The organism is Brucella lupini, from assembly GCF_002252535.1.
Lineage (GTDB): Bacteria > Pseudomonadota > Alphaproteobacteria > Rhizobiales > Rhizobiaceae > Brucella > Brucella anthropi.
This window is the reverse complement of sequence record NZ_NNRN01000019.1, coordinates 14509-27281: the sequence shown is the minus strand read 5'-3', so window position 1 is coordinate 27281 and position 12773 is coordinate 14509. Positions and strand designations below refer to the sequence as shown.

Genomic DNA, 12773 nt, shown 5'->3' with positions numbered 1-12773 from the left:
TCAGACAGGAAACGAGCATGGCAGCGCAACGCGCACCGGATAATCCATATCTTGCGGCGAGACAGGAATGGTCTGAGCGGTATGGCTCCTACGTGAGAGCCGCCTCTGCATGGAGGGCTGTCGGAATCTTGAGCCTGGCTATGGCCGTCATAGGTTTCGGCTATGCGCTGTATCTGAGCACGCAAGTGAAACTTGTGCCCTACATCGTCGAGGTCGACAAGCTCGGCAACACAGTGTCGGGAGGTTTCCCGCAACAGATCGAATATGCCGACGCCCGGGTCGTGCGCGCCACGCTGGGGAATTTCGTTGCAAGCTTTCGCTCCATTACACCCGATGCGGTGGTTCAAAAGCAATATATCGACCGCACTTACGCACTGCTGCGGACAAGTGATCCCTCGACGCAAAAGGTCAATGCCTGGTTCCGCGGAAACTCGCCTTTTGAAAAGGCCGTGAATGCGACCATTGCGATTGAGGTGAACAACATCGTCGCACTCTCCAACCAGACTTATCAGATCGACTGGACAGAATACGAGCGTGACCGGAAGGGCAAGGAAGTCGCAACTCGCCGGTTCCGCGGCATCGCCACCGTCGCGATCACTTCACCGCAGGACGAAGCAACAATCCGGCTCAACCCGATCGGGGTGTACGTGACCGACTTCGACTGGACCGCACAACTCTAAGGGCAGGGAAATGCAATGGGGACCCTATACGGATATGCAGCGGTTGGCTGCTTGCTTGCACTGGGCGTAACGGCCGGCGCACCGACGCCGGCGCTTTCGCAAAGCCTGACCAACAACGAGGTGAAAGGCACCAATCTGTCCGGAAAATGGCGCGGTCAGGCGGGATTGGTCACGCGCGGCCCAGATGGGAAGGTGATCTTCCTCTTCGGCGAGACCCAACCGTCTGTCGTATGTTCACCTCTTCAAGTCTGCGATATCGAGCTACAAGGTGGGGAGATCGTCCGCGATGTTCTGGTTGGCGATACTGTTCGATGGAAGGTCGAGCCGGCTACATCGGGCGCCGCGACCGGGCAAGCAATCCATCTGATCGTCAAGCCCTCCGAACCCGGCCTGGTAACCTCGATGGTCGTCACGACATCTCGGCGGACGTATCATATCCAGCTGAAATCGCATCCCAGCCAATACATGGCACGCGTCGGCTTCGAATATCCGGAGGATGCGTCGACCAAGCTTTCGGACATCAATGCCAGGATCCAGTCGATGAGTGGACCGGGCGGCGGCGTACCGCCGGAACAGCTGGCGTTTTCCTACTCATTGAGCGGCAGCGCGCCTTGGCGACCAAAGCGGGTCTATTCCGATGGCCAGAAGACCTACATCCAGTTCCCGCGCGCAATTTCCGGTCAGGACGCGCCCGTTCTCTTCGTCGTTTCGGGAGGACAAAACCGCATCGTCAACTACCGGCTGAAGAATGACATGATGATCGTCGACTACAATATCGACAAGGCCGTGCTGTTATCGGGAGTTGGCTGGAGGCAGCAGAAAATCACCATCCGGCGGGGAGGCTGAAACATGTTGCGTCGCTGCCTTCTGCCGATTGCCTTTTGCCTGAGCCTTGCGGGTTGTCAAAGCGCAACCGACGGTCTGACCACAAGCGCCGCCTCCGTTGACGTTACGGAGCCGGCAGCGAGCGCGATTGCCGGTGATATGGCGGGGCGCTTTGCCGAGCAGGCCGGATCGACCGCTACGCCGATCAGGCTCAAGAAGGATAGTTCCGATTTTGCCGTCTCACTGGAATCTGCGCTGAAGGGATGGGGGTTCTCCATCATTGGCGACGAAAAGGCCACAAGCGCGAAAGACGGGCCCAAGCCTGTCGAGGTGGCTTATTCGATTGTCGCCTCCGATGGACAGGTCCTCGTCAGGTTGTCGACGGACACGCTTGAGCTCGGGCGTGCGTACTCCGTCACCAACGGCGTCGCGACGCCTGCAAGCCCGCTTTCTTTGATGAAGCGCAACTGAGGCGGAAACGATCATGGTCCAATCTCTTCAGTTGGGAACAAACGGCTCTGCCGACACCCAGGGGATGAAGCGCCTCAATCGCGTCCCACTCTTTCTCGGTATCGGCATCGCGGTCGTTTTTCTTGCAGTGCTCGTGTACGGGCTCTCCTCCCGTGGGCTTCGCTTCGGTCATGACCTTCCGAATGAAGCCGGATCGAATAGTCCGGCGTCCAGTTTTGCGGAACAGATGAAGCGGGGTGTGAAGGATGGTATTATCGGTGATCAGGAGGAACAGCCTGTCTTCCAGCCCACCCCCGACACGAGCAGGACGGTCGTCAACCAACCTGTTGAAGCCGAAGCTAAAGAGGAACCTCGCGACACCCGACGGCCACGCATGGAATCGGATGAGGAATGGAACGCCCGCATGCTGCGCGAGCAGCGAGAACAGATCGCGCGCGAGCAGCAGCGACAGCGCATGGCGAGCCTTCAGGCAAAAGGCGCCGCCATCGACTCGCCGTTGAAGGTCGACATATCGGACATTGCCGCAAAGGGAGGCCATGCCGACAGCACGACTGAGCGCACACAGGGAACGACGGGTCCAAGCGGTGCCTCAGATCTTTATGCTGCAGCGTTGAGAGGGGGCATAGCTGGACAAGCCGGGGATCCCAACGGCCAGGCTTCGAAAGAGGATTTCTTCAATGCTGACATCAAAGAGCTTGGCTACCTGCCCAATCAGGTCGTGCTGCAGCAGTCTCGATACGAATTGAAGCGTGGCTCAGTCATTCCCGCTACCTTGATCACCGGCATCAATTCGGACCTACCTGGCCGGATCACTGCCCAGGTGAGCCAGAATGTCTATGACAGCGCGACGGGTCACTTCCTGCTGGTGCCGCAGGGGACGAAACTCTTTGGACGCTATGACAGCAAGGTTTCCTTTGGCCAGAGTCGAGTCCTCGTGGTCTGGACCGACATCATCTTCCCGAATGGGTCTACGCTGCAGATCGGCGGCATGGCAGGGACCGACTCTGAGGGGTATAGCGGCTTCCGCGATAAGGTGGACAATCATTATCTGCGGACATTCGGCTCCGCTGCGCTCGTCGCTCTCATCGGGACAGGCATCGACATGGCGGTACCGGAAAGCTCGACACTTGCCACTCAGGATACGGCGTCGGATGCAGCCCGGCGAAATTTCGCGGAAACTTTTGGTCGGGTTGCCGAGCAAACGATCTCTAAAAACCTGAATGTGCAGCCGACGATCAACATTAGGCCGGGCTACCGGTTCAACGTGATCGTAGATCAGGACGTCATTTTCCCGAACCTTTATTCGAACTAAAAATGACTGGCCAGCCTCCGGCCTCGTTGCGCTTCACTCAATTTACCGAGTCAAATGGGAACCGTGTTAATTGAGGTGCAGATTTTGGTACGGCTGCCAAATCATTACCTTTGATATTGTCGTTCGCTCCAGGATTCATAAATGCTTGACTTGCGCATAAACCTGTTGCCAAATTGTGATTGGCAACAGGTTTATGTAGCAGAACATGTTAATCGGCTACGCGCGGATTTCGAAGAACGACGGCCAGGAGGCGGCAACCCAGATAGAGGCGCTCTGGGAAGCCGGTTGCGAACGTGTATTTGATGAAAAGGCATCAGGTGCTCGATGGGATCGGCCTGAGCTTCATCGGTTGCTTGACCAGCTGCGCGACGGAGACACCCTCGTCGTCTGGAAACTCGACCGACTCTCCCGTTCGCTGAAGGATCTTCTCCATATCCTGGACAAGGTGGAAGCAGCCGGCGCCAGCTTCCGGTCGTTGACCGAAGCCGTGGACACTTCGGGCCCGGCGGGTCGCATGATGATGAAGATGCTCGGGGCATTTGCCGAATTCGAGCGCGCCATGGTACGCGAAAGAACTCGCGCGGGATTGAATTCTGCTCGTGAACAAGGCCGCGTTGGAGGCCGACCGCCGAAATTCAATGATGAACAGCGCGCAGAAATCATCGACATGCTCGAGGCCGGCCGGAAACCGGCCGATGTGGCACGGCTGTTTCGTGTGCATCGAGCAACCATTGCGCGGCTGACGGCAGCGATGAAGTTTGAACAGGATGAAGATTCGGACGAGGCGCGTACGGTCGGGGTTTCCTTGCTGTCGCCCAAATCCAGCGCGGACAGGAGACCTCCCCATGTTAAATGAGCGAGCCAGCATCGAAGAAATCAGAGGGTTTTATGCCCGCCTCATGGCGGCGGCCAGCAGATCGTCTGATCCGCGGCTTGAGAGAGCTTTCGAGGCTGTCCCTCGCGAAGCTTTTTTCCCTCCCGGCCCTTGGAAAGTCATGGTTAACCTCCGGTACTTTGAGACGCCGAGCGCTGATCCAGTCTACCTCTATCAAAATGCCCTCGTGGCGCTGGATGCACAAAAGGGGATCAATAACGGCGAACCTTCGCTTCATGCGGCATGGATAGGAGCGGTAGCGCCACAGCGCGGGGAGGCCGTCACGCATGTCGGCGCAGGAACCGGGTATTACACCGCGATCCTGTCAATGCTCGTCTTGCCCACAGGCAAGGTTACCGCATTCGAAATCGACGGGAACCTGGCCGGAGAGGCCACGCAGAACCTCGAACCGTTTGAAGGCGTAGATGTCATCACGGGTGATGCTACGAGGAAGCGGTTGCCGCTGTCGGACGTGATCTACGTGAACGCCGGCGTGGCCGCACCGCCGACCGAGTGGTTAAGGGCGCTGAAGCCCGGCGGACGGATGATCTTTCCGTGGCGACCGAGCGAGGAGGTCGCGCTGACATTGCTGGTGCGGGCAGAAAACGGGGGCTTTAGCGTCACACCCCTGATGCCTGCCTGGTTTATTCCATGCGTGGGCGCGTCGAGGGAGGTCACTGCTTCCATGTTGCCAGCCAGTTTTCCGGAAGCTCGGTCCATTCGCTCGCTGTGGAGAACGGCCGATCGCGCCCCTGACGAAAGCGCGATAGCCATCTATCCCGACGTTTGGTTCTCCACCGAGCCTGCCAGTGCGATCCATTGAAGTTAACTTTGGCAATCTCCTGGAGCCAACTTGGGAAATGACCCTCGCCCGGTGGGTAATGCGCTGCGCAAAGTTCCGGAAGATATCCTCGCGGGTATTTTTCCGTCCCGAAATCGTCGCGGTCGCTATCATCTTGCGCTAATAGCACCGATACCATTTCACATCCTTCCGTGAAACCGAGCCTTGCGGCCGATCCTCCATCATCTGGCAGCAATCGGCCCGGCCTCGTGTCGTTTCGCTTTCTTCGGCGAGTTCCTCGTAGGATGACACTAACCGGGATGGCTCCCCTCGTCTTCGCTGGTCTGATCCACGTTTTCCCGGAATGTCTGGTCGCAGCCTTCGCGATCTGTTGGCAAAGTTTACCACTCGCTGCCAGTGAGAGTTCATCCGTTGCAATTCTGTAGTGGCGTGGTAGAGCCGCAAGCGCTATAAGCCCTCTCGAGGTAGTACGCGCTATCTCGCGGGCTTAGTAACCCGAGCATGTCGGTTTGGCGTCCGCCGTTAGGACGTCGAATTCCTCGACCTATGGTCGGGGAGCCATGGACTCATGTCCAGGTTCCTCGGAACTAAAGGTCCATGGGCCGGCACATGCTCGGTTACTAACTCCCCGATCGCCAGGGGTCAGGAACAATGCGGGGGCGTACCGCGCATTCGTTTGGGAGGAGCCATGTCCAAAGAGGAAAATGGCACGATTGAAGACGTAGACCTTCGTCCACTCGTCGGGTTGCTGGCAGGTGTACCTGAACGGATAATAGAGGGACTAACCGTCGAAGCGATCAAAAAGCACCGTGATCTGGTGGAAAAGGCTGAGATACTGTTTCAGAACTTACCGACTAACGCGCAAGGCGGCATCGACGGGAATGACGCGGCTCAGATTGACTATTTCGCAGCGGCCATCGAAATGCACGCCCAGATGTCCGCTCTGACGACACTCTTGAAGATCCTCGGTCGGACACCGAAAGTCTGACCGCACCTGATCAAATCAACCCACGGCGTATCGCCAAGGCAACCAGTTGCGTGTTATTGCACAGATCGTAACGTCGCCGCGCGTCCGCCAGGGCTATCCGAACGGTGTTGTACTTGACGTTCTCGATATCTGCCGCGTCTTCAACCGTTTTACCCTGTTCAAGCCACCGGACGTAAGTGGCCTCTTTCGGGCTAAGGTAGACAGTTTCCTCGATCGAGGGCTGCACTTTAAGCTGGTCAATACGAGCGTGTAATTGCGCTACCGCTGAAGCGGCCACTATCGCATCAATGTCGTTCTCAGTAGACAGGTTGGCCTTGGAAGACGCAAAAGTGAGCATTGAAATCGCACCGTTGGGTGTCGCCACCGGGATCGAGACGCCGGACCGGATATCATATTCGCTCGCATCTGCGAAAAATCGCCGCTCCTCTTTGCTCAGCGAGGCCTTTTCTGATTCTCCGGACCACGCGAACGCGCGACGCCATTTCTGGGCCTGGCGCACGACCGGGTCCAGGTGCCTGAAATTTTCCTGGTAATATCGCTCTTGCCATTCCGCCTGATAGTTTGAAACTGCAAAAGAATGACCGGGTCGGAGGTTGACGAACGCATATCCGGAGAAGTCGAACCGATCGGCAAGCTGCGAGAGTGCCGCTTCGAGGGTACTTTGATCTCGAGCGATCGCAGTAATGTCCAATAGTCTTTCGAGCCAATGGGCCATCGACAACCTCACTGTATTTTTAGCACTGCAACCCCACTTCGCCCGACCGCGAAGCGCTGGCTTGCAGCGCGCGCTAACAGTGATGAGCGACCAGGCGGCGCATCGCAAGTTGCATTGAGTGACCGATTATCAGATACAATGAGACGGTTGTAGCGCGAGAATGTACGATTGCAAAGATTTAAAATGGCGTCCTGCTAGGCGAAATTCTATACGCTTATCTGCCACGAGCAGCTGGTCTATTGGCCGTCCCAGAACGCCGGATATGCGATTATTTCTGTCCGCCGATTCGCGACAGGTCAATTCTGATCCCAGCGTCGGCCGCGCTAGCGGGGTTGGATGTCGACGCAGCTGTCTGACCACCAGGATCGGACTCAGGCTCGTCCGGCGGGCGGCCGGTTTTGGGGATTGCTTCGAAGAAGGTAGGACCGCCAGGGTCATCTGCCCTGAACACATTGCTCCCTTCAAAACTGCCGGTCCTCCAGGCATAGATGGCGTCATCCAGCATTTGCGGTAGAAGTTCCGTGTTGGTCGGGTGCCCATACCATTTGGTAACGATCCGGGCAATTTTTGCAAACATGGCCGTGCCGGTCCGAAGGTTCTCGCAGGTGTCGAAGATGATCGCCCTTAGTTGCGACGCATCGCTTGCTCCGATCCCCGCCGGAAACTGCGTCAGGCCGACCCGCACGACTGCATGACCCACATATTCCTTCACGACTTCGAGCGCCTCGTCCGCCGAGCGAGGCCTCGGTATCAGTACGAGACGGCCGTTCTCTTTGACGGTGATAGCAAGTGGATCGTCGCTCCCGACAGCCGCCACAAACTGCTCGACAATCGCCGGGGGGAGGGCAGGATCCGCACACGTATCGATGAAACCGGCATCCATGGTTTGCTCCAAATCACGTGTTGAAAGACATCACGAGCGGCTTGCCGAACAAGCGAGCCCAAGCCTCAGCGCTGGCGCGTTGGATTGAGACGATACTTGTCCCCTTGGTCCACCATCCGTTTCCGACCGCGACTATGAGGTCGGGATCGTGCAACATCGACTGGAGAACGGGCCAAACGATCAGCTGCTCGTAGCAAATGAGCGGTGCAACCCGATATCCGAGCACCTCGGCCACCGGATTTGCGAAGAAATGTGCCCGGGCGCCGCTGCCTTTGCCGATCAGCGGAAGCCACGGCTGCCACATCGAGCCTGGGACCGGCATTCGCTCACGATAGAGAATTTCGCTGCTCTCGGCCGAGATCCGTACGAGGATATTGTCGTATCCTTCGGCGTTGATCATCGCTGCGCCTGCGACGACTGTAAGGCCGGTTCCCGATAGCTGCTGGCGCCACAAACGATCCACCGAGGATGTCCATAAGCCTAGTGCGCTCTCGGGCAACACCACGATGGAACGGCCGGAAACGTGTTGATCGAAGACTGTCGCGGCGAGATCACGATGGCGAGAAAGACTTCCATCCCGGCCGAGACTGCTACCGAGCTGCAGGTCGACTGCTTGCCAGCTTTTGGGCCAATCTTCCCGGTCTGTCGCCAATGCAGCCGGTCCAAGCCATAGGCCTGCGAAGGCGAAGGCCGCAGCTGGCCAGCATCGTGTCGACATAATCACGAGGCCGGCCGCCATTGACACAAGCCCGCCCCAGCCCCACCCGGGGAACAGGATGCCTGCGGCCGTGATCGGATGGGCCCATCCGACGATGCCGAAAGGGGGCACAGCCATCAGCAATATGGCCGCGAAGTACCGTAGGGCCCTCCGCCACCCAGCGTGTGGCGTCCACACGACTGTATGGACAAACACGAACCCGGTGGAAGCGGCAATCCAAAGGATCAAACCCGGCCAGAGATCCGACTGGTAGAATGCGGCGACGCCCTGTGGCAGTCCGCGCGATGCGGCGAGGAAGTAGGCTGTGGATACAGCTGCCGCGCAATGCCGTCTTGGCGCCAATGACCAGATTAGCGGAAAGGCCGCTGACAAAGGAAGTGCCGAGGCCTGGCCGCTCCAGGCGATGAAACCGACAGCTCCTGACGCAACGATGAGGGCGAGAGCGAGCTGGCATTCATGGCGCAAAGGTCAGCACCTCGCTCGCCAGACCGAGAATGCCCTCTTCGGGAATCGGCCCGAAATATCGCGAGTCCCAGGACCCTGAGAAAGCCGAATGGAGAAAGATCGAGCGGGCCGGAACCACGCCGCCTTCATACGGTCGTAGCGGACGGCCTCGACCGTCGCGGGCTAGAGGTCGCGACGAGGGAATGACGCGTCCATCCACGCTCACGCCGGAGGCGACATCAACCTGCTGGCCGCCAACAGCTATGATGGTTTTGATCAGCGGGCCGAAGCCACCCGGACATAGCCCTGGTCGCAGATAGCCTCTGGTCTTCCCGTCCATGACGGTTGCGGTTGTGGGAAGGCAAACGAATACGGTGTCGCCGACCTGAGCGGCACGATCAAGCAACACGATTCGCCAGATTCCAAGCGGCTCGCTTGGCGTGGTGTTAACCCGCAGCCGGCCGGCGAGCCCGCCCACAGACACGATGAGTATGAAGCCCGCGAACGCAGCAAGGAGGAGGAGAGCCCCACGTTGTTGACGTTGGTAAGTCGTGGTTTCGATCATTTCAGCGACAGCCCCTTTGACTGGGTCTGGCGAAGCGTTTCCGCATGCTTCAAGGCGACGGCCGATCGCTCGTGGGCGGCGAGTTGCTGAACCGTCCGCATTGTGTCCCAGGCTGATCTAAGCTCGCTCTTTTGCGCTTGCTGCATCCCCACGGACAAAGATTTGAACGCTTTTCCGTCAGCGGTCTTGGCAGCAAGAGGAAGGAAGGCTCGCTCCCCAAAGCGCTCCGCCACGATCTTGGCGAACCCTTCCAGTTCAGCTTTTACCATTTTATCGGCAAGGGCGTATTCGAGGCCGGCTGGCAGGTCGTTTCGATCGATTGCATCGCGCACCCGCTCGAGAACCTGGTGCGCCGAGGCAGACAAGGCAGGAATATCGAGCGAGAGCTTGCTGCGAAGAGCCCGTTCCTCGGCTTCGTATCGGGTTGCGGCTTCCGACCGCTTTGAAATAAAACTCTCAAGATCGCGGGCAAGCGCGGGAGCATTGATGAGGGCGTTGTCTCGCGCCTGTCGATCGGCGCGGCCGGCAAACAAGCCGGTCTTTCCTTTCAGCGATCCGAAGCTTTCAGGCTGCTCGGCGATCTTGATGATCGTTGCCTTCGCGGCGGCCCCATCGACCAGCATGGCGTCGACGTTGACTGCTTTGAACGCTGCCTGCGGGTCGGCATAGATATGATGGAAGCGCGCGGAGACCTCTTGCCAATCCGCCTTCAGGGCAGGGTCGGCTGAAAGCTTGTCTTCGATCGCCTGACCGATCGAATGCGGGAAGATCGTCGTACCGGACACCATGGGCTTTCCCTCCTTGATCGCGGCTGAGGTGGATGGGTCGAGCTTTGTTGTCCCCAAACCGAGTTTGGCGGCCACAGCAGCAAGACGAACGCCAAGCTCGGCGAGCCTCGACGATTGGCGAATGGTCCATCGGAGCTGGTCGTGCGCGATCGTGCGGGCGATATTGACGAGGTGGAGACCGCGGGCTTCGGCAAAGCGAAGCGCCTGGGCGTAGAACCGGCCAGCGGCATAGTCCAGCGTCGTTTCCTTCGCATTGGAGCGGGACAGGATCGGCACGAGACCGCCAGCCTTGGCGAAGGATCTCCGCCCATAATAGACTGCGAGATCCTCGCGGTGGCGCGTCATCGCCACATAGGTCAGATGACGATCAAGCGAGAGGGAAGCTAGCACCTTGACGTGATCGACGGTGGCGCCCTGGCTTTTGTGGACGGTCGTGGCATAGCCATGATCGATGTTGTTGTAGAAGCGCTGCTCGACGGTGACCAGCCGAGGGTTTCCAGCACCACCGATCTGCACGACGAGGCGACCCGGGGCGGCATCCACGACTTTCGCCAACATGCCATTCTTGACGCCAAGCGAACCCTCATTCTTGAGGAATACGACCTGATCACCGGCGGCAAAATTTCGGTTCCCGTCCGCAGTTTTGAACGAGTGGCCGATATCAATAATCCCCCTGTCGACCAGTTTCCCCCGTGCCAGCTGGTTCAGCATCCGGATATCGCGACGCAGATGGGCAAGGATTAGTGAAGACTTGGTCGGATCGTAATCGCGGCTCCAGTCGGAGATCAAATTGATGACGGCATCCGTCTTCAGCTCTGAGCCCATCAGCTTTCCATTGGCGCGATAGGCATCGACCGCTTTTCCGACCCTGCCTCGGGCGAGATCGAGTGACGCGTCGCGCATCCATCGCTCGCGCTGGCGATAGATGGTCTCCAGTTCGGCGTAACCGATGCGGTCGGCGATCGCGCGGAAGGCCGCACCCGCTTCGATCGGCTGGAGCTGTTCTGGATCTCCGACCAGGACAAGCTTCGCGCCGGCCTTTGTTGCAACTTCAACGAAGAGCGCCATCTGCCGGGACGAAACCATTCCGGCCTCGTCGAGGACGAAGACGGTTCTGTCGTCGAGTTGGCTGCGACCTTGGCTCCAGCGCAATTGCCAGGACGATAAGGTGCGCGAGGCAATCCCCGCTTCGCTCGAAAGTCCTTCGGCCGCCTTTCCGGCGAGGGCACCGCCGACGACGCGATAACCGGCGCTTTCCCAGGCCTCGCGGGCCGCCTTCATCATCGTCGTCTTGCCCGCACCTGCGCGACCGATCACAGCCGCGATCCTCTCGTGTCCTGCCACATGCTCGATCGCTGTTCTCTGCTCGTCCGACAGGCGCTCATGGCGGGCGAAGACGGACTTGAGAACCAGGTCCCTGACGCGGTGAGACGAGCGCTGCGACAGCCAGATCGCCCGGTTTGCCATCTCGGCTTCGATCCGGATCAGCTCGCGCGTCGTGTATTTTGCCGGTGCTTTCACACCCGTCACGAGGTCCATGCGCTCGCGATCCAGCCGGAGCGTCTGCGGGCTTTGCAGGATCCGCACCATCAGGGTTTGAAAAAGCGCGACATCGTCGATATAGCGATAGAGGATCTTGGCGATATCGCGTTCGTCGAAGACGCTTTTTTCTCGTGTGACCAGGTCGAGCACGATCTCTGGATGGCGTTGAATCCGCCGGGCGTTCTGCGCCCGCCGCTCCTCCTGCAGCTCAAGCCGTTCCAAGGCAAGGCCGATCTTGGCATCCTGCGCTTTCCGTTCGATCGCTTTGGTTCCGACGCCGAGATGAATCGTCGGCGTGAGCTCGATACCCTGCTTTTCGAAGGAGCGCCCGTCTATGCGGATGTCCATTCCGGCAAGCGCCAGATGCCGGTTATGGCAGGCGAACCATCCGTCCCGAAACACGTTGAAATCGTCGGCACTGCCGGCCCAAAGTTCGTAAACGATCTTGCCGGCGTCGTTTCGAACCGGCTTGCCATCCGGCCCGATAACCGCCACCTTTTTAGCTCCGAAACCATCTTCCGTCAGGGGCCGCAGTGTTGTCATCAGGTGGATATGCGGATTGCCGGGCGCGTCGTGGAAAACCCAGTCGGCGACCATGCCCTTGGCGGTGACATGCCGTTCGACGAAATCGCGGACAAGGGCGATGTTCTGGTCCGCGGTAAGTTCGATCGGGAGAGCGATCGTGACGTCCTTGGCGAGCTGCGCATCAGCACGTTTCTCAAAAGCCTCGACCTTGTTCCAGAACACTTCGGAGGCGCCCGATATCGATCGGTCCGCAATCATCGCCCGCACCCATGCTGGAGCATCCTCGGGAATGACGAACTCCTCGTGGATGAGGCCAAGCTTGCGGGTGTAGTCGATCGTCCGTGCTTCGCGCTCGAACTCCATCTTGGCGCAGTGCCGATAAGCCGCCGACAGCACGGCACTGCGGCCCGAGCCGCGTGCGACGATGCTGACTGAGAAATGCGGAACGGCCACGGCGCGAAGTCCTTTTTATCGCGAGTAAAATCAAGGCGTTCTCTCAGAGGCGCGGCCCCGCCGGGGCATCTTCAACAGCACGTCGCGGCAGCGACGTATAATTGCGCCCTTTGATCCGCTCCTTCGGAACGGCGGGATCATTCGCCAAAAGCTGACGCTTTGGCGAGGTGCAAAATTGCACCTTTCCA

Annotated in this window: 12 protein-coding genes; 7 read left to right on the top strand and 5 right to left on the bottom strand. The window is 58.9% G+C overall.

The window, feature by feature from the left end; genetic code table 11:
- Positions 1-17: 17 nt before the first annotated feature.
- The 7 genes from CES86_RS01440 (at position 18) to CES86_RS01410 (ending at position 5952) form a co-directional block, all read left to right on the top strand.
- Positions 18-680 carry a conjugal transfer protein TrbF gene (locus CES86_RS01440; protein WP_003501718.1) on the top strand — a complete coding sequence of 221 codons (663 nt, stop codon included), beginning with the start codon at positions 18-20 and terminating at the stop codon, positions 678-680.
- A gap of 15 nt (positions 681-695) precedes the next feature.
- Complete coding sequence (trbG, locus tag CES86_RS01435; RefSeq protein ID WP_003501721.1) at positions 696-1526, top strand: P-type conjugative transfer protein TrbG; 831 nt, start codon at positions 696-698, stop codon at positions 1524-1526.
- 3 nt (positions 1527-1529) lie between these two features.
- Positions 1530-1976 carry a conjugal transfer protein TrbH gene (gene trbH / locus CES86_RS01430; RefSeq protein ID WP_080823893.1) on the top strand — a complete coding sequence of 149 codons (447 nt, stop codon included), beginning with the start codon at positions 1530-1532 and terminating at the stop codon, positions 1974-1976.
- A gap of 13 nt (positions 1977-1989) precedes the next feature.
- Complete coding sequence (gene trbI, locus CES86_RS01425) at positions 1990-3288, top strand: IncP-type conjugal transfer protein TrbI (protein ID WP_080823892.1); 1299 nt, start codon at positions 1990-1992, stop codon at positions 3286-3288.
- A 205-nt stretch (positions 3289-3493) separates the two neighbouring features.
- A complete protein-coding gene (locus tag CES86_RS01420; protein WP_080823891.1) occupies positions 3494-4144 on the top strand; it encodes a recombinase family protein in 651 nt (216 codons plus the stop codon).
- Positions 4134-4985: a protein-L-isoaspartate O-methyltransferase family protein gene (locus CES86_RS01415; RefSeq protein ID WP_080823890.1), complete on the top strand. Its 852-nt coding sequence runs from the start codon at positions 4134-4136 to the stop codon at positions 4983-4985. Before CES86_RS01420 ends, CES86_RS01415 begins: the two co-directional genes overlap by 11 nt.
- A gap of 667 nt (positions 4986-5652) precedes the next feature.
- Positions 5653-5952 (top strand): transcriptional repressor TraM, encoded by a 300-nt coding sequence (locus tag CES86_RS01410; RefSeq protein ID WP_080823889.1) that lies wholly within the window; start codon positions 5653-5655, stop codon positions 5950-5952.
- A gap of 10 nt (positions 5953-5962) precedes the next feature.
- On the opposite strand, the gene traR is transcribed toward CES86_RS01410, so the two are convergent.
- The 5 genes from traR to traA form a co-directional block, all read right to left on the bottom strand.
- A complete protein-coding gene (gene traR / locus CES86_RS01405) occupies positions 5963-6667 on the bottom strand; it encodes an autoinducer-binding transcriptional regulator TraR (RefSeq protein WP_003501732.1) in 705 nt (234 codons plus the stop codon).
- A 268-nt stretch (positions 6668-6935) separates the two neighbouring features.
- On the bottom strand, positions 6936-7550 hold the full coding sequence (locus CES86_RS01400; RefSeq protein WP_080823888.1) for a TraH family protein: 615 nt from the start codon (positions 7548-7550) through the stop codon (positions 6936-6938).
- A gap of 13 nt (positions 7551-7563) precedes the next feature.
- Entirely contained in the window at positions 7564-8733 is a 1170-nt protein-coding gene (locus CES86_RS01395) for a conjugal transfer protein TraB (RefSeq protein WP_080823887.1), read from the bottom strand.
- Positions 8723-9277, bottom strand: coding sequence for a conjugative transfer signal peptidase TraF (gene traF, locus CES86_RS01390; RefSeq protein ID WP_080823886.1), 555 nt, complete (start codon positions 9275-9277; stop codon positions 8723-8725). The genes CES86_RS01395 and traF overlap by 11 nt, the downstream gene beginning before the upstream one ends.
- Positions 9274-12585: a Ti-type conjugative transfer relaxase TraA gene (gene traA, locus CES86_RS01385; RefSeq protein ID WP_080823885.1), complete on the bottom strand. Its 3312-nt coding sequence runs from the start codon at positions 12583-12585 to the stop codon at positions 9274-9276. The genes traF and traA overlap by 4 nt, the downstream gene beginning before the upstream one ends.
- Between the last annotated feature and the right edge of the window lie 188 nt (positions 12586-12773).